Source organism: Psychromonas sp. 14N.309.X.WAT.B.A12, assembly GCF_030397575.1.
Taxonomy (GTDB): domain Bacteria; phylum Pseudomonadota; class Gammaproteobacteria; order Enterobacterales; family Psychromonadaceae; genus Psychromonas.
The window spans coordinates 1-20,777 of the sequence record NZ_JAPNXS010000014.1 but is presented as its reverse complement, the minus strand read 5'-3'; the positions used below and the strand labels follow the sequence as shown (position 1 = coordinate 20,777).

Genomic DNA, 20,777 nt, shown 5'->3' with positions numbered 1-20,777 from the left:
ATTAATACCTAATTATAGATATCAAGAAATATTATTGCCATATTTGATGGCTACTATGCGCCTGTCACTATTATGAAGAGCGCATTATGTCGATTAACTTACTTACGAAAATTATTTGTAGCTGTATTGCTGCCTTACTATTATTTATTTCAGGATTTATCATATGGGCTTGGCAAGAGGTTGATAAACCCTATCAAATAAACCAGTCTTATCATGCAATAAAATCCACATTGGAAAACGACATTGCTATCTCATTGGAACAATACTTGGGAAATGGGGATACTCAAAAATTATTAAATGCAGAAAATAAATTAGAAATATTAAAAACGACCCCAATTGACTGGCTTAACTCAACACAATCAGAGTCAATAACCAAAGAGATAGTTAAATTAGAAAAGGCAATTGCAGGTACCAGAGAAGCAGGAAAATTAGCAGCAACACCTGATCTACTGCTCATTAATAATGAGATAGAACGACAAGGTTATATCACTGATCTAGGCCGTTTAATTAATAAATCAGAAGTTAATTTAAATATAAGACAAAACTATTACCGACTGTTATTAAACATAAATCAAAATTTACACCAAATAGCGGTATTGAGACAAAGTTATATAGAACAAAAAAGCGATACGATTAAACATAATTTGATTGAACAAAATAATACTATTATGGAACATTTAAAAAGCATCAGCGAACTACCTACACTTAATTTATTTTATACAGAAACAGTAGATGAGTTCAGTTTTGATCAACCGGAAACTGTCGATTTAACGTTAGAGGTAATAGGGGAGTTGAAAAGCTTAACCATTCGTTACCCAAAAGAGTTATCAAATACTCGAACTATGTTGTCTTCCGTCATTGATAGCCGCACTAAATTAAGTGTTCAATTATCTACCTTAATAAAAACCTTTACTGAATATTCAACTATTGTTGATCGACAAAAACAATCAATAACCGAAAAAGTACGTTTAATCGGCTCATGTACATTGCTGTTATTTACATTAATGATCGTATTATCAGCGAACTTACAATTTAAAACATTACAGTTCATCCGCAGATTACTGCCTTTTTTCGATGCATTAACATCAGGGGACTTTGGACAAGCACTTAAGGTAAATAGTCGCTTTTCTGAGTTTAATATTGTTAATAATAGGAGTGTTAGGTTACAAACCTATTTAAAAGAGCTCACAGCCTCCTTACAATCGCAATCAGAACAAGCTCTTAATGCTAGTCACCTTTTGCAAAAGCGAGCAATACAGGCGCAACAGAGCAGCCAGCAACAGCACCAACAAACCGAATTGGTAAATACTTCAATCATTGCTTTATCGGATTCCTTTACTGAAATTACAAAAAATGCAGTGGATACCAGTAAACAAACAGATCAAGCGGTTAAATTAGTTAATAAAGCAGATTTTGTTTTAGCCAGTGAAGTGCAAAAAACCAAGCAATTATCAGACAATATTCTTTCTCTCAGTAAAATTGTTAAAAAGTTAACGGCAGATACTTACTCAATTAATAATGTATTAGAAGTCATTAATAACGTCTCTAGCCAAACCAATTTACTCGCACTTAATGCAGCCATTGAAGCTGCACGTGCTGGTGAACAAGGGAGGGGGTTCGCAGTAGTTGCAGATGAAGTAAGAGCATTAGCAATTCGTACCTCTAGTTCAACGGAAGAGATTCAACATATCATTAACCAATTAGTTGATACGGCAAACCAAGCAAATGAATTTGTCCTACAGCAAAGTGATGCAGCCATCGATTGCGCCAACCATAGTTTAGAAGCTCAAGAACAACTAAAATCAGTATCGAATATAATTAATGATATTTACCTATTCAATAATACCATCGCAACAACAACAGAAGAGCAGACTGCAACCATTGAGCAAGTTGTAATAAATACCAATGCCATTAAACAACATGCACAACAAGTCAGCGATAATCTCCAAGAGATTAACCAATCCAGCAGCATCATCAAAGATATTAGTGAAGTATTGAATAATTTAATCACGCAATTAAAGCGTTAAAAGTAAGAAAAAATAAAGAGGAAGGTATTAAATAAAGTGTGTTTCACGTGAAACACACTTTACATTTCAATAAAAATTAGACGTTTTCTGTATAGAGTTCATTGACTAAATCAGCCAATATATTAATGCCACGCTCTACTACGTCGCTATCTTGTGCGTAATTAAGTCGAAGACATTCTTGGGTGTGTTGCCAACCTTGATCCAAACCAGGGAAAAAGTAATGACCTGAAACAACAATCAAGCCTCTCTCTTTTAAGCGCTGGTATAGTTCATGTGAAGTGATAGGTAAATCTTTAAACCAAAGCCAAAGAAATAATGCACCTTCTGATTTGTGAATTCTGAAATTTTTACTGTGTATTTTTTCAGATAATAGTTTAATAGCAACTTCAGATTTTTGTTTATAAAAAGGCCTAATAACCTGATCACTCAATTCAATAATCTCTTTACTTTTAACTAATGGTAGTGCGATTTCAGGGCCGATACCACCTGGTGATAAAGCCATAATGCCAGATAAATTAGACATTGCTTTAATAACTTCTGAATTAGCAATGACTATCCCACAACGTGCACCTGGTAAACCAAACTTAGATAAACTTAAACATAAAATAGTATTAAGGTTAAAGTGAGGTTTTACCTCTTCAAAGATAATATTTGGAAAAGGAGTGCCATAAGCATTATCGATAATCAGTGGAATATTATGTTGTTTAGCTAGCTTATCTAACTTTTCAATCTCTGCATCAGTTAATACATTGCCCGTTGGGTTAGTTGGTCTAGAAACACAAATAGCACCAATATCATCTGTTATATTCAATGCATCAAAATCAACGTGGTACTTAAATTGTTGGTTTGGTAGTTCTGTTATCTTAGGTCGAACAGCGACAAAAGTATCTTCAGAGACACTGGCATCGGCATAGCCAATATATTCTGGGGCGAGAGGGAATAAAATTTTACGTTTTTTACCCTGTGAAAAATCACCCGCTAATAAATTAAATAGGTAGAAAAACGCATTTTGGCTACCATTTGTTAACATGATATTGTCTGTAGATAAATCCCAATCGTATAGATCATTGAACAATTCTACTAATGCATTAATAAATGCATCTTTACCTTGTGGTCCATCATAGTTCCCAAGGGTATCCATTAGTTTCCCTTGGTCTAATAACTCCTGCATTAAATCAGTGAGTCGTTGATGAATAGACGGAATACTAGCAGGGTTTCCGCCACCTAACATTAAAATATCATCGCCACCTTTTACACCTTTATTTAAGTCGTCCATTAGCTCATTGATGCCAGAATGCTGTGTAAATTTATTTCCAAAAGTTGAATAGGGCATTTATAACAATCCTAAATATAAATTTTAATTATGCAGTTTCAAAATAATTTGTTTCACGTGAAACCTGATTTTGTACTTTTACCACTGATCTTATAAGCAATAAAAAAGCTTCATCTTAAATTTTTACCTGTTTATTTTATCCTACTGATCAATATAAGCAGAGCGAATATTCATAAATATAAAGGAGAAAAATAAGGTTTTTAATGATGAGGGCCATTATGAAATAGGTAAAAACTCACATCAAAAGTTCAAATTAAACAAGCCAAAATAGTCTAAACCTGTTTCACGTGAAACAAAAAAGCTCAGTAAAAACTGAGCTTTTTTGTTGAGATTAATGTTTTATTATTACGATAAATTACAAAACAGAAACATCAGCAACTCGTAAGAACAAGTTACGTAAACGGTTTAAAAGGGCTAAACGGTTGTTTTTTACTGCCAAATCGTCCGCCATTACCATCACGCTATCGAAAAAATCGTCTACAGGCGATTTTAAGCTAGCTAACTCGAACAAGGCTGACTCGTAGTCTCCTTCTTCAAATAAAGGGCTTAGCTTGCTTTCTAGAGCCTCTAAAATTTCAGAAAGTGCTTTTTCAGCGTCTTCTTGGAGTAAATTTGCATCAACTTCACTGTTAATTTCATCATTTACTTTAGCAAGAATATTACTAATACGTTTATTTGCAGCAGCAATAGGTGCAGCTTCTGGTAAAGTTTGGAACTTAGCTACTGCTTTAATACGTTTTTCGAAGTCTACAGGTTTAGTAGGACGACGCTCTAAAACAGATTGAATAAGCTCAACTGAATATCCACCAGCTTGATAAGTTGCACGGAAACGACCGAACAAGAAATCAACAACATCATTAACTACGTTGTCGTTAGTTAATTTATCGCCATATTGGACTTTAGCGATTTCAACCAGGTCAACGATATCTAAGTCTAACTGTTTATCAGTAATGATACGTAATAGACCAATGGCCGCACGACGTAAAGCAAACGGGTCTTTATCACCTTTTGGAGCTTGACCAATACCAAAGATACCCACTAATGTATCTAACTTATCAGCTAAAGACACAGCACAGGCAACTAAAGAAGTTGGTAGTTTATCACCAGCAAAACGTGGTAAGTATTGCTCGTTTAATGCAACAGCAACATCTTCATGTTCACCATCAAAACGAGCGTAATACATCCCCATTACACCTTGAACGTCAGGGAATTCCATCACCATCTCAGACATTAAGTCTGCTTTAGATAATAGGCCTGCACGTTGTGCATGCTCAGTATTAGCATCAATTTTAGCCGCAACTTTTGCAGCAACTTCACTAATACGCTCAGATTTCTCTTTTAATGTACCCAGTTGTTTTTGGAATAATACAGTTGATAGAGAGCCTAAACGGCTTTCTAATGTTTTCTTTTTATCTGTTTCAAAGAAGAACTCAGCATCTGCTAAACGAGGACGAACTACTTTCTCGTTACCTGAAATAACTTGTTTAGGATCACGACTAACAATATTTGAAACAAAGATGAAGCGAGGTAATAAATTACCTTCTTTATCTAGTACTGGAAAGTACTTTTGGTTATCTTTCATTGTGTAGATAAGCGCTTCAGAAGGAACGGCTAAGAATTTCTCTTCAAAAGAACCCACCAGCGTAACAGGCCATTCAACTAATGACGTTACTTCTTCTAATAATTCTTCATCAATAGCCGCAACACCGTTTTCATGCGCAGCAACAGCTTCTACTTGCTCACGAATGATTGCTTTTCGACGTTCATAATCAACAATCACTTTACCAGAATCGTCTAGTAATGATTGGTAATCGTCTGCGTGATTTAACGTTAACTCAGCTTCACCTAGGAAACGATGTCCTCGGATAACTCTGTCTGAAGCAACACCTAACAACTCACCTTGGATTAGCTTGCTACCAAATAACATTGTCACTGTATGCACAGGACGAATAAACTGTGTGCTTTCACTTCCCCAACGCATTGGTTTAGGGATTGGTAGTTTACTTAATGCAGTCGCCGCGATCTCAGGAATTAGCTGACTAATTTCTTGGCCTTTAACTGATGACTTAAATAATAGCCATTCACCTTTATCCGTCACTAGGCGCTCAGCTTGTTCAACACTAATACCGTTTGAACGAGCCCAACCTTGCGCGGCTTTAGTCGCTATACCTGAATCATCAAATGCGACATTAACTGCTGGTCCACGTTTTTCTACAATTTTATCAGCTTGTGCGGCTACTAAGTTAGTAACTACTACTGCTAAACGTCTTGGAGAAGCTAACCATTCAACTTTATCAAAAGCTAATTCAGCTTTAACTAATTCTGCTTCAACATTGTTAGCAAATGATTCAGCAAGTTTACGAAGTGATTTCGGTGGTAACTCTTCTGTACCCAACTCAATCAATAAATTTTCATGTGACATTAAACTTGCCTCTATTTATCTAAATTTTTACAAAGTGGGAAACCAAGTGTTTCACGTGCACTGTAATAAGCCTCTGCAACTGCTTTTGAAAGTGAACGAACACGTAATATATAACGTTGGCGTTCTGTCACAGAGATCGCATGGCGCGCATCTAACAAATTAAATACATGCGATGCTTTCATTACTTGCTCGTAGGCAGGTAAAGGTAAACCAGCTTCAATTAACTTTTGACTATCTTTTTCACATTGATCAAACTGTACAAAAAGTGCATCAACATCAGCATGTTCAAAGTTATAAGTTGATTGTTCAACTTCATTTTGGTGGAAAATATCACCGTAAGTAACTTTACCCATTGGCCCATCAGTCCAAACAAGATCATAAATACTATCGACCCCTTGGATATACATTGCTAAACGCTCTAAACCGTAAGTAATTTCACCCGTTACAGGAGAACATTCAAGTCCACCAACTTGTTGGAAGTAAGTAAACTGTGTCACTTCCATACCATTTAACCATATTTCCCAACCTAAACCCCACGCACCTAGTGTCGGCGATTCCCAGTTATCTTCTACAAAGCGAATATCATGAATCGATGTATCGATACCGATCTCTTCTAGCGACTGTAAATATAGTTCTTGGATATTTTTAGGCGATGGCTTTAATACAACTTGGAATTGGTAATAGTGTTGTAAGCGATTAGGGTTTTCACCGTAACGGCCATCGGTAGGACGACGACATGGTTGAACATAAGCACTGCTCATTGGCTCAGGACCAATTGAACGTAAGAATGTTTGAGGATGGAATGTGCCAGCCCCAACTTCCATATCGAGTGGTTGTACAATGGCACAACCTTGACGAGCCCAGAAGTCTTGCAAAGCAAGAATTAGCCCTTGGAATGTTTTTGTATCGAATTTTTGCATGATTTAGGCTTCGAGTTAATTAGAAAAAATGAAATTTATTATACCCATTTGGCGACAATTATACCAATGACAATCAATTACATCGCTTAACTTGGCAAGTCAATACTTAAAATAATCAGCAGCATAAAATATCTACTATAAACACCTTGGAGATTTACAGGTTAATATCAGTAAAACAGACAAATGAATATGTTATATTTTATCTATTCCCTAGTAACACCATCAGCTATTAATGAATACATATGCCTATAAAACTACAAGAATCTGACCTGTATTTACCTATAAAGCATTTTTTAAGCAATTTAGGCTATCAGGTGAAAGGGGAAGTAAAAAACTGCGATATCGTGGCAATCAAAGACCAAGAGATGTTAATTATTGAATTAAAATTAACACTTAACATTACTCTTTTATTACAAGCTGTAGAGCGTTTTACACTTGCTGATAACGTCTATATTGCAATTCCTAAACAAGCCACTATTTATAAAAATAAGCAGAAACAACTTAAAAAATTAATTGCTCGTTTAGGATTGGGCTTAATTGTCGTAGATATACAAAAAACACAACAATATGTAGAAGTGATCAATGATCCTAAAGACTACACTCCAAAAAAGAATAAACGTAAACAAAAAGCCCTGTTAAAAGAGTTTAATTTACGTCAAGGTGATACTCAAAAGGGCGGTTCAACTAATAGCGCGGCAGGACTAACAGCCTATAGACAACGTGCCATTCGAATCGCTGAATACTTATTACAATCACCACCAACCTCAGGTGCTTCAATCAATAAAGCTATTGATGAACCACAAGCAACACAATTTCTATATAATAATCATTATGCTTGGTTTGATAAAATACAACGTGGTCTATATACCCTATCTGAAAAGGGGAAATTGGAATTAATTGATTGGAAGAAAAAACAAAAAATATCAATCAATTAAATAATTAATAAAAATAAATTAATTATTTAATTGAGGTTTTTTTTGTGATATCTTGCGTCCAGTTGACAATACATTGATTGTTAATATACATATATAATATAAGGACTCATTATGAAATCTATCGCTAAATTCGCCGTTGCTGCTGTTGCCGTTGTTCTTCTTGCTGGTTGTACTGGTACTACTTACAACAGTGCTAAAGATTGTTCTATGGACTACCTACTAGTTCCACAACTATCTATTCCTGCTGCTATCGGTGCATGTGGTGAATAATATTTAATATCTTTCTGATATTAAAAATAAAGCGTAACTCCTAGAGTGCGCTTTAATTTTATAAGTTACTGCTTCTTTTTCTACTCTAATAATTAATCTCTTTTTACATATCCCTCACGACTTATTTTAAAACCTCAATTCAATCTCTATTTTAAAAAAACTAAGTTTGATTAGATAAAATTACCTAAGTTTTCTGTCTTAAAATAAATAACTTACATTTATTTAGCCGAAAAATAAGCAAAAAAAAGGCGACCCATAGGCCGCCTTTTTAATGAAAGTGTAAATATCTACTTACGTGTTAACTTAATAGCACGTAACTGAGCAACTGCTTGCGCAAGTTGAGCCGTTACTAATGCAAAGTCGATATCCTTATTAGGGTTAGACATTTGCGCTTCAGCAGCACGTTTAGCTTCTTCTGCTTTCGCTTGGTCAAGATCTTGACCACGAATTGCAGTATCAGCTAAAACAGTAACGCCACCAGGCTGTACTTCAAGAAAACCACCTGAGATATAAATGACTTCTTCGCCACCATCTTGTTTCACTAATTGAACCATTCCTGGCTTAATCGGTGTCAATAATGGTGTGTGACCATGCATAATGCCTAGTTCACCTTCTTGACCAGATACTGATAAGTGAGCAACCAACCCTGAAAAGAGTGATTTTTCTGCACTTACAACATCTAAATGTGTGGTCATTGCCTTAGCCATAGTTACCTCCAGCTATTACATTTTTTTAGCGTTTTCGACAGCTTCTTCAATTGCACCTACGTATAGGAACGCTTGCTCAGGAATGTCGTCGTATTCACCAGCAATTAGACCTTTAAAGCCAGCTAATGTGTCTTTAAGTGGTACATAAATACCAGGGTCACCTGTAAATACTTCTGCTACGTGGTAAGGCTGAGTTAAGAATTTCTCAACTTTACGTGCACGAGATACGATTTGCTTATCTTCTTCAGAAAGCTCATCCATACCTAGAATAGCAATGATATCTTTCAGCTCTTTATAACGCTGTAAAATACCTTGAACACCACGAGCAATATCGTAATGTTCTTGACCAACAACTAATGGATCAAGTTGACGAGAAGTCGAATCTAACGGGTCAATCGCAGGGTAAAGACCCATAGATGCGATATTACGGTTAAGTACAACAGTTGCGTCTAAGTGAGCAAAGGTTGTTGCTGGAGATGGATCCGTTAAATCATCGGCAGGTACGTATACCGCTTGGATAGATGTAATCGAACCTACTTTAGTCGATGTAATACGCTCTTGTAATACACCCATCTCTTCAGCAAGAGTTGGTTGGTAACCAACGGCTGATGGCATACGGCCTAATAGTGCAGATACTTCTGTTCCCGCTAGAGTATAACGGTAGATGTTATCAACAAATAATAGTACGTCTTTACCTTCATCACGGAAACGCTCAGCCATAGTAAGACCAGTTAGGGCAACACGTAAACGGTTTCCTGGTGGCTCATTCATTTGACCGTAAACCATTGCTACTTTTGATTCTTCAGGTTTTTCAACGTTTACAACGCCTGCTTCCTGCATCTCATGGTAGAAATCGTTACCTTCACGAGTACGCTCACCAACACCAGCAAAAACAGACAAACCTGAATGTTTAAGTGCGATGTTATTGATAAGTTCCATCATGTTTACTGTTTTACCAACACCAGCACCACCGAATAGGCCGATTTTACCACCTTTTGCGAATGGGCAGATTAAGTCGATAACTTTAATACCAACTTCTAGTGTTTCAGCTGATGCCGACTGCTCTTCATAAGAAGGTGCTGCACGGTGAATCTCATATTGCTCTTCAGATACAACTGGACCACATTCATCAATTGGCTCACCCAATACATTCATAATACGGCCTAATGTAGCCGTACCAACAGGTACTGTGATTGCATGTTTAGTATCAGTAACTTCTAAACCACGACTTAAACCTTCTGAAGCACCCATTGCGATACAACGTACTACGCCGCCGCCAATTTGTTGCTGTACTTCCATTGTAAGGTTCTTTTCAGTCACGATCAGTGCACTGTATATATTCGGTACGCTATCTTGTGGGAATTCAACATCCACAACAGCACCGATAATCTGTACGATTTTACCTGAACTCATTTCTGATCCTCTAAAATCTTTATTTTAAAATTATACCGCAGCCGCACCACCACAAATCTCAGAAAGCTCCTGAGTAATTGCAGCTTGACGTGCTTTATTGGCAACAAGTTGTAAATCATCAATCAAGTCACTTGCGTTATCTGTTGCAGCTTTCATTGCAACCATACGTGAAACTTGTTCACACGCTAAGTTTTCAACTACCGCTTGATACACTTGAGATTCAACATAACGAACTAATAACGAGTCTAAAATATCTTTAGCGTCACCTTCGTAAATGTAATCCCAGTGATGGGCAGCTACTTCATCATCGTTTTCTGCTTTAGGCAGAGGTAATAATTGACTGACAGTAGGTTCTTGTACCATGGTACTAACGAATTTATTGTTCACTATATACAAGCGATCAAGTTTTCCTGCGTCGTAAGCGTCTAACATGATTTTTACCGAACCGATTAAATCATCAACGGTTGGTGCATCACCTAAGCTTGTTGCTTGTGCAACAATATTAGCGCCTAAGCCACCAAAGAAACTAGCTGCTTTAGAACCAATAACGGCTAAATCAACTTCAACACCAGCTTCGCTGTGTTTTTTCATTTCTTGGATAACCGGTTTAAACAAATTAATGTTTAAACCACCACATAAACCACGATCACTTGAAATGACAATGTAACCAACACGCTTAACTTCACGTTCTTGAAGATAAGGGTGATGGTATTCCAAGTTACCTAGTGCGATATGACCGATCACTTTGCGCATAGTAGATGCATAAGAAAGACTGCTTTCCATGCGCTGTTGCGCACGACGCATCTTAGATGCAGCTACCATTTCCATCGCACCAGTGATCTTTTGAGTGTTTTTAACACTCGCGATCTTATTTCTAATTTCTTTATCGCCGGCCATTTCTTACTCCTAATTAATGCTTAATTAACAACAATTGTTGTTAATTAATTACCAGGTTTGCGTCGCAACGAAAGATTCCAAGATAGCCTTGAATTGCCCTTCGATTTCTTTGCTGTAAGCGCCAGTTTCATTAATTTGAGCATAGAACTCAGCATGCTCATTTTTAGCGTAAGAGATTAAAGATGCTTCAAAGTCTAATACTTTTTCAACATCGACATCATTTAAGAAGCCTTTCTCTGCAGCAAATAATGACAACGCTTGTTCAACAACTGACATTGGAGCATATTGTTTCTGCTTCATTAATTCAGTTACTTTTTTACCATGGTCAAGCTGTTTACGAGTTGCTTCATCTAAGTCAGATGCGAACTGTGCAAACGCCGCTAATTCACGGTATTGCGCTAGTGCAGTACGGATACCACCAGAAAGTTTCTTAATCACTTTACACTGAGCAGAACCACCAACACGCGATACAGAGATACCTGGATCAACAGCTGGACGAACACCATTATTAAATAGTTCAGTTGTTAAGAAGATCTGACCATCAGTAATAGAGATTACGTTAGTCGGTACGAATGCAGATACATCGCCCGCTTGTGTCTCAATGATTGGTAATGCTGTTAATGAACCAGTTTTACCTTTCACTGCGCCTTTAGTAAATGTTTCAACGTAGTGCTCGCTTACACGAGAAGCACGCTCAAGTAGACGTGAGTGAAGGTAGAAAACGTCACCAGGGTATGCTTCACGACCAGGTGGACGTTTAAGCAGTAGTGAAATTTGACGGTAAGCAACAGCTTGCTTAGAAAGGTCATCATATACAATCAGTGCATCTTCACCGCGATCACGGAAGTATTCACCCATTGAACAACCAGCATATGGTGCTAGGTATTGTAGTGCAGCAGCTTCAGAAGCAGATGCAACAACAACGATAGTATTTTCTAATGCGCCATGCTCTTCAAGTTTACGTACTACGTTAGCGATAGTTGACGCTTTTTGGCCAATTGCTACGTAGATTGAGTATAAACCTGTTGATTTTTGGTTAATGATTGCATCGATTGCAATAGCAGTTTTACCTACTTGACGGTCACCAATGATAAGTTCACGTTGACCACGACCGATTGGAATCATTGAATCGATTGATTTCCAACCAGTTTGAACTGGTTGATCAACTGATTTACGATCGATTACACCTGGTGCAATTACTTCAATTGGAGAGTAACCATCGTTTTCGATTGGTCCTTTCCCATCAATTGGCTCACCCATTGTGTTTACAACACGACCAAGAAGACCTTTACCTACTGGTACTTCAAGAATACGACCAGTTGATTTTACCTTTTCACCTTCTTTAAGGTTACGGTAAGGTCCCATTACTACCGCACCTACCGAGTCACGCTCAAGGTTAAGTGCCATAGCAAAGCTACCATTTGGCAGTTCGATCATCTCACCTTGCATACATTCAGCAAGGCCGTTGATGCGAATAATACCATCGCTTACAGAAACGATTGTACCTTCATTTCGCGCTTCGCTTACCGCTTCGAATTGTCCAATTCGTTGCTTGATAAGATCGCTAATTTCAGTGGAATTCAGTTGCATGCTAACTTCCCATTAAGATTGTAAAGTATGTGATAAACGAGTTAGTTGACCGCTAGCTGTGCTATCAATCACTAAATCTCCAGCAGTAATTACCATTCCGGCAATTAATGACTTATCAATACTACAATTTAGGTTTACTTTTCGTGCGAGACGTTTTTCTAGCGAAACACTTAATTCTTTTTGTTGTTCTTTAGAAAGGGCATAAGCAGAAACGACATCAGCGTCGACCTCTTTTTTATACTCTGTTTCTAAATCAGCAAAAAGTTGTGCAACGCGAGGCAAAACACTCAAACGTCCATTTTCAGCTAATACTTTAATAAAGTTTTGACCATTCTCATCGAGTTGGTCGCCACAAACATTAATAAACAGTTCAGCTAACTCTTGTGGTGCTTTATCGCGTGTTAATACATTTGCCATGGTTGCATTTTGTGCAACTTCAGAGGCAAAAAACAGCATTGCAGACCAAGCTTCAATGTTGTTATTACTCACAGCAAATTCAAAAGCGGCTCTTGAATAAGGACGAGCTACAGTAGTCAATTCAGACATAAGCTAGCTCCTTATAGTTCAGCAACTAATTTATCAATAATATCGCTGTTCGCTTCTTTATCGATAGAACGCTTAATGATTTTCTCAGCACCAGCTATCGCTAACGTAGCAACTTGTTGACGTAACTCTTCACGAGCACGGTTACGCTCAGCTTCTACTTCAGCTTCACCTTGAGCAATAATTTTACTGCGCTCAGCTTCACCTTCGCTTTTAGCTTCTTCAACAATTTGTGTACGACGCTTATTAGCTTGATCAATTATTTCTGCTGCTTGTGCTTTAGCTTCTTTCAGCTTTTCAGCTGCTTTAGCTTGCGCAAGTTCTAGATCTTTTCCTGCACGTTCAGCTTGAGTTAAACCATCCGCAATTTTCTTTTGACGCGCTTCAATCGCATCTAAAAGTGGTGGCCACACGTACTTCATGCAGAACCAAACAAATATCGCAAATGCGATTGCTTGGCCAATTAGGGTTGCATTTATATTCATAACAGCTCCTTAGTTAATTAAGTTAATTAGGATCCGTTATTAGCCCGCTAGTTGAGCTACAAATGGGTTTGCAAAAGTGAAGAATAATGCAATACCAACACCGATCATCGCGATTGCATCGATAAGACCAGCAACGATGAACATTTTAACTTGTAACATAGGTGCCATTTCAGGTTGACGTGCAGCACCTTCTAGGAATTTACCACCTAAGATACCAAAACCGATAGCTGTACCAGCAGCGCCTAAACCAATTAGAAGTGCTACAGCGATTGCAGTAAAACCTAATACTGTTTCCATGAAAAATTCTCCAAAAATAAAATAAATTGTTTTAATGTTTAAAAGTAATTACTTAAAAAGTAAATATTAATGTTATACCCAAATAATTAATGATCTTCATGCGCCATGCTGAGATATACAATCGTCAACATCATAAAGATGAAGGCTTGTAGAACAATAATTAAAATATGGAATACGGCCCACGGGAAGTACAGTGGTAATTGCCAGTAACCCAATAAAGCTATCAATATAAAGATTAACTCACCAGCATATAAGTTTCCGAATAAACGTAGACCTAATGAAACAGGTTTCGCTAATAGCGTTACAGCTTCAAGAAGGAAGTTTACTGGAATAAATGCCCAATGGTTAAATGGTTGCATAGTTAGTTCTTTAACAAAACCGCCTACACCTTTAACTTTGACAGTGTAATAAATGATTAAAGCGAACACACTTAATGACATACCAAGTGTAACGTTTAAATCAGTTGTAGGTACAACTTTAAGATAAGGTATCCCGATGGTTTGCGCAGCGTGAGGCAGTAAATCAACAGGGACTAAATCCATCAGGTTCATTAAGAAAACCCAGACAAAAATAGTCAATGCTAAGGGTGCTATCAGGGCATTCTTGCCATGAAAAGTATCCTTTACATTCTCATCTACAAAATCGATAACCATTTCGATGAAACACTGTAACTTACCAGGTACACCAACAGTCGAACGTTTTGCAACACTACGAAACAACCAAAGAAATAATACACCGAGGCCTACTGCAACCAGTAGAGAATCGACGTGAAAAGTCCAAAAACCAGCATCATGTGCATTCCAACCACCATCAACACTCCACGTAAGGTTTGTTAAATGATGTTGAATATAACTTGATGATGTTAGAGCTTCACCTTGACCAGCCATGTTTTATCCCATCGTTGTTATAAAAAAAGAAAGGCGCTAACCACTGCGACACTACTAATAATGAGAAAGAGATATAATAAGCAGTCAATGATAACGCTCCATATTTCAAAAACACCACGAGTAACAACACAGTTAAAAAGAGTTTTATAGCCTCCCCTGCGTAAAACCCCCTAAGCACCTTTTTAGCCTGCCTAGCCCCCGCATGAGCGAATGCTAACAGTACAAAAATGAGATTAGGAAGTAAAAAAGTGATCCCTCCAAATAATGCTGAATACCCAGCTTTATTCGAAAAAAACACTGTTGAAATCAATGCAAAAAATAGCACTAATAAAAATTGAAAAGCCACCAATTTCAATCCAGAAACCTGACTTTTTTTTGCTAGTTTATCAACCACTTTGATTTCCCTTTACTAGCTAACTTGAAGTATAGAAAAATGATTTATTCAACCAGACTTTTCCTACAAGCTAAAACCTGCGCAAATTATACCGACAAAGCCATTCAATGCAATATAACCATTGAATTAGAAGACAACAGGTCTGCTAGTTTATTTGGTTATATTACTAGTAAATGGCTTAATTCGAATTTGATTCAGATTAATAATGGCTAAGATCGATTAACTTTTTTCAATTAATGTGATCAATGCATCTAAGTCAGTAATAGAAGTGTAATCTATAACCAATTTTCCTCGACCATTTTGACTATTTTTAGCAGTAACTTTGAGGCCGAATTTATTTTCTAAAGTTGTAACTAATGACTCAGTTTTTGGACAAACTGAAGGGGGAGTTTTCACTTTCTCTGGCGCTTGCGCTTGTTTTACTAATTTTTCAGTATCACGTACGCTCAATGCTTTGCTTACCACACTTTTTGCAAGCTCTGATTGTAACTCACCTTCACAAGCTAATAATGCTCTAGCGTGGCCCATTTCTAAGTCACCATGCTCTAGCAATAATTGCACATCTTGATTAAGGTGATTTAGACGTAACAAATTGCTCACTGCAGTGCGTGATTTACCGACTGCTTTCGCGACTTCTTGATGGGTTAATTCAAACTCATCAACAATACGTTTTAATGCGATAGCTTCTTCCATGGCATTAAGGTTTTCACGTTGAATGTTTTCGATAAGAGCAATCGCGATTGCTGCATCATCTTCAACGTTTTTAATCAAACAAGGAATAGACGATAAGCCGACAATTTTAGCAGCACGCCAACGACGTTCACCTGCTATAATCTCATATTTTTGATGACCGGTCTCACGAACTACTAAGGGTTGAATAATGCCTTGAGCATGAATAGAATTTGCTAATTCTTGCAAAGCATCAGAAGCCATATCTCGACGAGGTTGATATTTTCCCACTTGCAACTGATTAATATCAAGATCCTGTAAAGCGCCTTGCTCATTACTCACCAGTTGCTGTGTCTTTTCAGCATGGATATCGTGTGAAACTTGTTTATTACGCGTAACAGTACTGCTACTTAACAAAGAATCTAACCCTTTACCTAACCCTCTTTTTTTACTTAGCATCTTCAATGACTTCCTGATCTGTACTAATAGATTGCTCTTCTCGTCTCAATATTTCCCCAGCTAAAGATAGGTAAGCTCTTGCTCCTGTTGAGCTTTTATCATAAAACATAACAGGCTTACTAAAACTTGGTGCTTCAGCTAAACGAATATTACGTGGGATAATTGTTCTGTAAACTTTGTCGCCAAAATGCTTTTTAAGCTGATCTGATACATCACTTGATAAGCGATTACGTGGATCGTACATAGTACGTAAGATCCCTTCAACCTTAAGATCCGCATTAACCACGGCTGTTAATTTGCTGATCGTATCAATAAGCGCAGTTAGGCCTTCTAGAGCGTAGTACTCGCACTGCATAGGCACTAATACTGAATCAGCTGCTGTCATCGCATTAACAGTTAACATATTTAACGAAGGAGGGCAGTCTATGAAAATATAATCATAAACGTCTCTAGCGCCTTCTAAAGCAGTTCTTAACCGTGTTTCACGAGCGAAAAAAGTCATTAACTTAACTTCAGCAGCTGTTACATCACTATTTGCAGCAACTAAGTGAAAACCACCACTGGTTTCAGTTTCTACAACATCAGCAAGCGGTAGTTCGTCGATCAATAGATCATAGGCAGTATGGGCAACTTCATATTTATCGATACCACTACCCATGGTTGCATTGCCTTGCGGGTCAAGATCAATAATTAATACTTTACGTTTCGTCGCCGCCATTGAAGCAGCTAAATTGACGCACGTAGTTGTTTTACCTACGCCACCTTTTTGATTTGCAATTGCTATTATTTTACCCACAAATACCTACCTAAAAAATTATAGTCACTACGATACACGCTTAACTTTTACTAAACAGCGTTCACCATCTAATTGTGGGACTTGTAAGGTAACTGACTCTATAAATTCAAATTTAGAATCTAAATGAGTGATCTCAGATTCAGGATATTGTCCTTTTAGTGCTAAAAAATGCCCATTTTCGTTGGGTAAATGATGACACCAAGACAACATATCTTCTAATGAAGCAAAAGCACGACTTAACACACAGTCAAACCCTTGCTCTGGTTGAAACTCTTCAACACGACTTTGTACTATTTCAACGTTTTTTAGACCTAAGCTTAAAATAGCTTGTCTTATAAAACGTAATCTTTTACCTAAACTATCTAATAACACAAACTGTTTATCTGGATTTAAAATCGCCAGAGGTAGACCCGGTAAACCAGGACCCGTTCCAACATCAATAAAACTATTACCCGATAGATGCGGAGATACGACAATGCTGTCCATAATATGTTTCACTAACATTTGTGAAGGATCGCGCACCGAAGTCAGGTTATAAGCTTTATTCCACTTTGCTAATAGTTCTACTAGTTGCACTAATTGTGTTGTTTGTTGTTCACTGATATTTAAACTTGTTTGTGCCAATAAAGCATCTAATTCAGTACGTAAACTCATTAGACTGCCTTACGACGCACGCCGCTCTTTTTCAGATGAATAAGCAAAATTGAAATAGCCGCAGGCGTTATGCCTGATACTCGAGATGCCTGGCCAATACTTTCAGGTTTAATATCATTCAACTTAGCTGTAACTTCATTTGATAAGCCTTTGATCTCTGAATAATCAAGATCACGTGGTAATACCGTATCTTCATGGCGCTTCAGCTTAGCAATTTCATCTAGCTGGCGATCAATATAACCTTGATATTTGATCTTAATCTCAACTTGCTCTGCTGCAATTGGATCTTCGATAGCAGGACCAAGGCCTTCTACTTTCATTAATGTTTCATAATCCACTTCAGGACGACGTATCATTGCTTCTAACGTGCTTTCACGTTGCATTGGAGTCTTCAAAAGTGAATTAATTTGCTCTGCATTGGTTGAACCTGGGTTTACCCAATGCGTTTTTAAACGTTGTAACTCTTTTTCTACCGATTCTTGCTTTTCACTGAAAGCTTTCCAACGGACGTCATCAACGAGGCCTAATTCACGGCCTTTTTCAGTTAAACGAGTATCGGCATTATCTTCACGTAACAATAAACGATATTCAGCACGACTAGTGAACATACGGTAAGGTTCTTTAGTACCTAAAGTAGATAGGTCATCAACTAAAACCCCTATGTATGCTTGATCACGACGGGGTGCCCAAGCTTCTTTATCTTGTACTTGTAAGCCTGCATTCATACCGGCTAATAAACCTTGCGCACCAGCTTCTTCATAACCGGTTGTACCGTTAATCTGACCTGCAAAGAATAAACCATTGATATATTTGCTTTCTAAGGTTGATTTTAGATCTCGAGGATCAAAATAATCATATTCAATAGCGTAACCTGGACGAGTAACAAACGCGTTTTCAAAACCTTTCATCGATTGAATAAACTTAAGTTGAACATCAAAAGGCAAGCTTGTAGAAATACCGTTCGGATAAACTTCATGTGTTGTTAACCCTTCAGGCTCAACAAATATTTGATGAGAGTTTTTATCTGCGAAACGCATAATTTTATCTTCGATAGAAGGGCAATAACGTGGTCCAACACCTTCAATAACACCTGAGTACATAGGGCTACGATCAAGATTTTCACGAATAATATCATGTGTTTTCTCATTGGTATGGGTGATATAACATGGTATTTGACGTGGGTGTTCTTCACGACTCCCTAGGAAAGAGAATACAGGAGTAGGATTATCACCATGTTGCACTTCTAGTTCAGAAAAATCGATGCTACGAGCATCAATACGAGCAGGTGTACCAGTTTTAAGACGTCCCATACGTAAAGGCATTTCTTTTAAACGATCAGATAAAGTAACTGAAGCAGGATCACCCGCTCGACCACCGCTATAATTCTTCATACCAATATGAATCAAACCATTTAAGAATGTACCCACAGTCAAAACAACAGTTTTAGCTGAAAAACGCACACCCATTTTAGTGATTACACCAGTAACGCGATCATTTTCAATAATTAGATCTTCCACTTCTTGTTGGAAAATCTTGAGGTTTTCTTGGTTCTCTAATTTTTCACGAATAGCTGCTTTGTACAGAAGACGATCCGCTTGTGCTCTTGTAGCACGAACAGCAGGTCCCTTACTTGAATTAAGTGTTCTGAATTGAATACCACCCTTATCGATAGCCGAAGCCATTAAGCCACCTAAAGCATCAATCTCTTTTACAAGATGTCCTTTACCGATACCACCGATGGCAGGGTTACATGACATCTGACCTAACGTTTCAATATTGTGAGTTAATAATAGGGTTTTTAATCCCATTCTAGCAGGTGCAGCAGCAGCTTCTGTGCCTGCATGGCCACCGCCAACTACGATAACGTCAAAATGTTCATGGTAAATCATAATATTCCAAATACAGCTATATAAAATTTAAAGCAGGATTTTACTCTTTTAAAAAATAAAGGAAAGCGAAGAGCGGATTTAATAGCAAAAGAATAGTATTAGTATTATATATAGATCTTTAAAGATCTTTTATTACTACACTTATTAAGCAAAGCAAGATCTGTGTAAAACACTTATATCTGATTAAAGATCAGGATCTTAAAAGAGATCCGATCGTGTGCATAATAAGGGATCTTAATGCGATCAACCTGAGTATAGAAAAAGCCTTTATACACAGGCCTTTTTATACACATTATTATAAAGCGATTACACAAAACTAATTCAAGAGTTATAAATGGATTATGCACAGAAGCTTGTGGGTAACTTACAAATTAATTTGCAGAATTATTAAGATCTTTTATCCAAGTTGGGATCCAGTCTATGACCTTATCTTCTGGAATAGGAGATTCAACTACATCAATGGTGAATAACTCTCCAATACGCGATGCTCCTTTTGCTATTAATAATAGATCCAATTTTTTTGCTGCATAACAATAAGTATCGTAATTCGAATCACCAACACCAACTAAACCAAAACGTATATTAGTAAGCGCCTGTTTATCTAATTGGTCTATTTGGTTTGCAAATACTTTAAAGTTATCTGGATAATCTCCTGCACCATGTGTAGAAATGCAAATTAACCATAATTGTTCAGAAGTAACATCTAATACTTCTATATTAGGTATAAAGTGTATTTCTGTGGTAAATCCAGCCTTTTCCAAAATAGGTTGCGTTGCCTCTGCAACATACTCAGTAGCGCCTAACGTACTTCCTACTAATATATCGATATTACTCATTATGTAAGTCTCCACTATATAAACAAAAATGAACCCAATTATGAAAGGCATCATTATAACCAGTTAAAGACCATAAAAATGGATAAATTAGTATGAAAATCCCCCAAGTTGTTCGCTAAATAATCATTCAAACTTAAATTCAAAAAAAACGTTAATAAACGCTTGCCAATGTGATCTTAATCCCTATAATGCGACCCCACAGACACGGGACGGAACGCAAGTTACCCAGCGAGTTTGAGAACAAAATAAACGCAGTAAACGCTTCGAAGTTCGCTTCGAAATAAAGTTGAAAATTAACGTTGACATTGTTTGAAAGGCGCGTAATATACGCCGCCTAGCCGAAAGGCACGCTCT

At 37.3% G+C, this 20,777-nt stretch carries 20 protein-coding genes; 3 read left to right on the top strand and 17 right to left on the bottom strand.

Going from position 1 to position 20,777, the window contains the following annotated elements; genetic code table 11:
- Nucleotides 1–86 precede the first annotated feature (86 nt).
- Complete coding sequence (locus OW492_RS15290; RefSeq protein WP_290041248.1) at nucleotides 87–2,027, top strand: methyl-accepting chemotaxis protein; 1,941 nt, start codon at nucleotides 87–89, stop codon at nucleotides 2,025–2,027.
- 76 nt (nucleotides 2,028–2,103) lie between these two features.
- Here OW492_RS15290 and OW492_RS15285 read toward each other — a convergent pair whose 3' ends face one another.
- The 3 genes from OW492_RS15285 to glyQ form a co-directional block, all read right to left on the bottom strand.
- Nucleotides 2,104–3,360, bottom strand: a complete 1,257-nt coding sequence (locus tag OW492_RS15285; protein WP_290041247.1) for a valine--pyruvate transaminase — start codon at nucleotides 3,358–3,360, stop codon at nucleotides 2,104–2,106.
- Nucleotides 3,361–3,715: 355 nt separating this feature from the next.
- Nucleotides 3,716–5,782, bottom strand: a complete 2,067-nt coding sequence (gene glyS, locus OW492_RS15280; protein ID WP_290041246.1) for a glycine--tRNA ligase subunit beta — start codon at nucleotides 5,780–5,782, stop codon at nucleotides 3,716–3,718.
- Nucleotides 5,783–5,793: 11 nt separating this feature from the next.
- Nucleotides 5,794–6,702 carry a glycine--tRNA ligase subunit alpha gene (gene glyQ, locus OW492_RS15275; RefSeq protein ID WP_290041245.1) on the bottom strand — a complete coding sequence of 303 codons (909 nt, stop codon included), beginning with the start codon at nucleotides 6,700–6,702 and terminating at the stop codon, nucleotides 5,794–5,796.
- A 242-nt stretch (nucleotides 6,703–6,944) separates the two neighbouring features.
- Between glyQ and OW492_RS15270 the strand changes: the two genes are divergently transcribed.
- Together OW492_RS15270 and OW492_RS15265 are read left to right on the top strand one after the other, a co-directional pair.
- Nucleotides 6,945–7,637, top strand: a complete 693-nt coding sequence (locus tag OW492_RS15270; protein ID WP_290041244.1) for a DUF2161 family putative PD-(D/E)XK-type phosphodiesterase — start codon at nucleotides 6,945–6,947, stop codon at nucleotides 7,635–7,637.
- A gap of 111 nt (nucleotides 7,638–7,748) precedes the next feature.
- Nucleotides 7,749–7,907 (top strand): DUF4223 family protein, encoded by a 159-nt coding sequence (locus OW492_RS15265; RefSeq protein ID WP_113819609.1) that lies wholly within the window; start codon nucleotides 7,749–7,751, stop codon nucleotides 7,905–7,907.
- Nucleotides 7,908–8,194: 287 nt separating this feature from the next.
- On the opposite strand, the gene OW492_RS15260 is transcribed toward OW492_RS15265, so the two are convergent.
- The 14 genes from OW492_RS15260 to mioC all read right to left on the bottom strand — a co-directional run bounded on the left by OW492_RS15260 (nucleotide 8,195) and on the right by mioC (nucleotide 20,423).
- Nucleotides 8,195–8,614, bottom strand: a complete 420-nt coding sequence (locus tag OW492_RS15260) for a F0F1 ATP synthase subunit epsilon (RefSeq protein WP_290041241.1) — start codon at nucleotides 8,612–8,614, stop codon at nucleotides 8,195–8,197.
- 15 nt (nucleotides 8,615–8,629) lie between these two features.
- A complete protein-coding gene (atpD, locus tag OW492_RS15255) occupies nucleotides 8,630–10,027 on the bottom strand; it encodes a F0F1 ATP synthase subunit beta (protein ID WP_290041239.1) in 1,398 nt (465 codons plus the stop codon).
- 30 nt (nucleotides 10,028–10,057) lie between these two features.
- Complete coding sequence (atpG, locus tag OW492_RS15250; protein WP_290041238.1) at nucleotides 10,058–10,924, bottom strand: F0F1 ATP synthase subunit gamma; 867 nt, start codon at nucleotides 10,922–10,924, stop codon at nucleotides 10,058–10,060.
- 48 nt (nucleotides 10,925–10,972) lie between these two features.
- Nucleotides 10,973–12,514, bottom strand: a complete 1,542-nt coding sequence (gene atpA, locus OW492_RS15245) for a F0F1 ATP synthase subunit alpha (protein ID WP_290041236.1) — start codon at nucleotides 12,512–12,514, stop codon at nucleotides 10,973–10,975.
- Nucleotides 12,515–12,526: 12 nt separating this feature from the next.
- A complete protein-coding gene (gene atpH / locus OW492_RS15240) occupies nucleotides 12,527–13,060 on the bottom strand; it encodes a F0F1 ATP synthase subunit delta (RefSeq protein ID WP_290041235.1) in 534 nt (177 codons plus the stop codon).
- Between the two features lie 11 nt (nucleotides 13,061–13,071).
- Nucleotides 13,072–13,542 carry a F0F1 ATP synthase subunit B gene (gene atpF, locus OW492_RS15235; RefSeq protein ID WP_290041234.1) on the bottom strand — a complete coding sequence of 157 codons (471 nt, stop codon included), beginning with the start codon at nucleotides 13,540–13,542 and terminating at the stop codon, nucleotides 13,072–13,074.
- Nucleotides 13,543–13,581: 39 nt separating this feature from the next.
- Complete coding sequence (atpE, locus tag OW492_RS15230) at nucleotides 13,582–13,839, bottom strand: F0F1 ATP synthase subunit C (RefSeq protein WP_025565310.1); 258 nt, start codon at nucleotides 13,837–13,839, stop codon at nucleotides 13,582–13,584.
- Nucleotides 13,840–13,925: 86 nt separating this feature from the next.
- Nucleotides 13,926–14,726: a F0F1 ATP synthase subunit A gene (atpB, locus tag OW492_RS15225; RefSeq protein ID WP_290041233.1), complete on the bottom strand. Its 801-nt coding sequence runs from the start codon at nucleotides 14,724–14,726 to the stop codon at nucleotides 13,926–13,928.
- Nucleotides 14,710–15,120, bottom strand: coding sequence for an ATP synthase subunit I (locus OW492_RS15220; protein WP_290041231.1), 411 nt, complete (start codon nucleotides 15,118–15,120; stop codon nucleotides 14,710–14,712). Before OW492_RS15220 ends, atpB begins: the two co-directional genes overlap by 17 nt.
- 219 nt (nucleotides 15,121–15,339) lie before the next feature.
- Nucleotides 15,340–16,248, bottom strand: coding sequence for a ParB/RepB/Spo0J family partition protein (locus OW492_RS15215; RefSeq protein ID WP_290041230.1), 909 nt, complete (start codon nucleotides 16,246–16,248; stop codon nucleotides 15,340–15,342).
- A complete protein-coding gene (locus tag OW492_RS15210; protein WP_113819599.1) occupies nucleotides 16,238–17,044 on the bottom strand; it encodes a ParA family protein in 807 nt (268 codons plus the stop codon). Before OW492_RS15210 ends, OW492_RS15215 begins: the two co-directional genes overlap by 11 nt.
- 27 nt (nucleotides 17,045–17,071) lie before the next feature.
- Entirely contained in the window at nucleotides 17,072–17,698 is a 627-nt protein-coding gene (gene rsmG, locus OW492_RS15205; protein ID WP_290041227.1) for a 16S rRNA (guanine(527)-N(7))-methyltransferase RsmG, read from the bottom strand.
- A complete protein-coding gene (gene mnmG, locus OW492_RS15200; RefSeq protein ID WP_290041225.1) occupies nucleotides 17,698–19,587 on the bottom strand; it encodes a tRNA uridine-5-carboxymethylaminomethyl(34) synthesis enzyme MnmG in 1,890 nt (629 codons plus the stop codon). Before mnmG ends, rsmG begins: the two co-directional genes overlap by 1 nt.
- A gap of 371 nt (nucleotides 19,588–19,958) precedes the next feature.
- Nucleotides 19,959–20,423 (bottom strand): FMN-binding protein MioC, encoded by a 465-nt coding sequence (gene mioC / locus OW492_RS15195; RefSeq protein ID WP_290041223.1) that lies wholly within the window; start codon nucleotides 20,421–20,423, stop codon nucleotides 19,959–19,961.
- Nucleotides 20,424–20,777 lie beyond the last annotated feature (354 nt).

Bases quoted from the DNA above. Each gene is read 5' to 3' on its own strand.
- atpA (WP_290041236.1), bottom strand. From the start codon at position 12,514: ATGCAACTGAATTCCACTGAAATTAGCGATCTTATCAAGCAACGAATT.
- glyS (WP_290041246.1), bottom strand. From the start codon at position 5,782: ATGTCACATGAAAATTTATTGATTGAGTTGGGTACAGAAGAGTTACCA.
- mioC (WP_290041223.1), bottom strand. From the start codon at position 20,423: ATGAGTAATATCGATATATTAGTAGGAAGTACGTTAGGCGCTACTGAG.
- OW492_RS15260 (WP_290041241.1), bottom strand. From the start codon at position 8,614: ATGGCTAAGGCAATGACCACACATTTAGATGTTGTAAGTGCAGAAAAA.
- OW492_RS15290 (WP_290041248.1), top strand. From the start codon at position 87: ATGTCGATTAACTTACTTACGAAAATTATTTGTAGCTGTATTGCTGCC.
- atpH (WP_290041235.1), bottom strand. From the start codon at position 13,060: ATGTCTGAATTGACTACTGTAGCTCGTCCTTATTCAAGAGCCGCTTTT.
- OW492_RS15215 (WP_290041230.1), bottom strand. From the start codon at position 16,248: ATGCTAAGTAAAAAAAGAGGGTTAGGTAAAGGGTTAGATTCTTTGTTA.
- mnmG (WP_290041225.1), bottom strand. From the start codon at position 19,587: ATGATTTACCATGAACATTTTGACGTTATCGTAGTTGGCGGTGGCCAT.
- atpE (WP_025565310.1), bottom strand. From the start codon at position 13,839: ATGGAAACAGTATTAGGTTTTACTGCAATCGCTGTAGCACTTCTAATT.
- OW492_RS15270 (WP_290041244.1), top strand. From the start codon at position 6,945: ATGCCTATAAAACTACAAGAATCTGACCTGTATTTACCTATAAAGCAT.
- rsmG (WP_290041227.1), bottom strand. From the start codon at position 17,698: ATGAGTTTACGTACTGAATTAGATGCTTTATTGGCACAAACAAGTTTA.
- atpB (WP_290041233.1), bottom strand. From the start codon at position 14,726: ATGGCTGGTCAAGGTGAAGCTCTAACATCATCAAGTTATATTCAACAT.
- atpF (WP_290041234.1), bottom strand. From the start codon at position 13,542: ATGAATATAAATGCAACCCTAATTGGCCAAGCAATCGCATTTGCGATA.
- glyQ (WP_290041245.1), bottom strand. From the start codon at position 6,702: ATGCAAAAATTCGATACAAAAACATTCCAAGGGCTAATTCTTGCTTTG.
- atpG (WP_290041238.1), bottom strand. From the start codon at position 10,924: ATGGCCGGCGATAAAGAAATTAGAAATAAGATCGCGAGTGTTAAAAAC.
- atpD (WP_290041239.1), bottom strand. From the start codon at position 10,027: ATGAGTTCAGGTAAAATCGTACAGATTATCGGTGCTGTTGTGGATGTT.
- OW492_RS15265 (WP_113819609.1), top strand. From the start codon at position 7,749: ATGAAATCTATCGCTAAATTCGCCGTTGCTGCTGTTGCCGTTGTTCTT.
- OW492_RS15285 (WP_290041247.1), bottom strand. From the start codon at position 3,360: ATGCCCTATTCAACTTTTGGAAATAAATTTACACAGCATTCTGGCATC.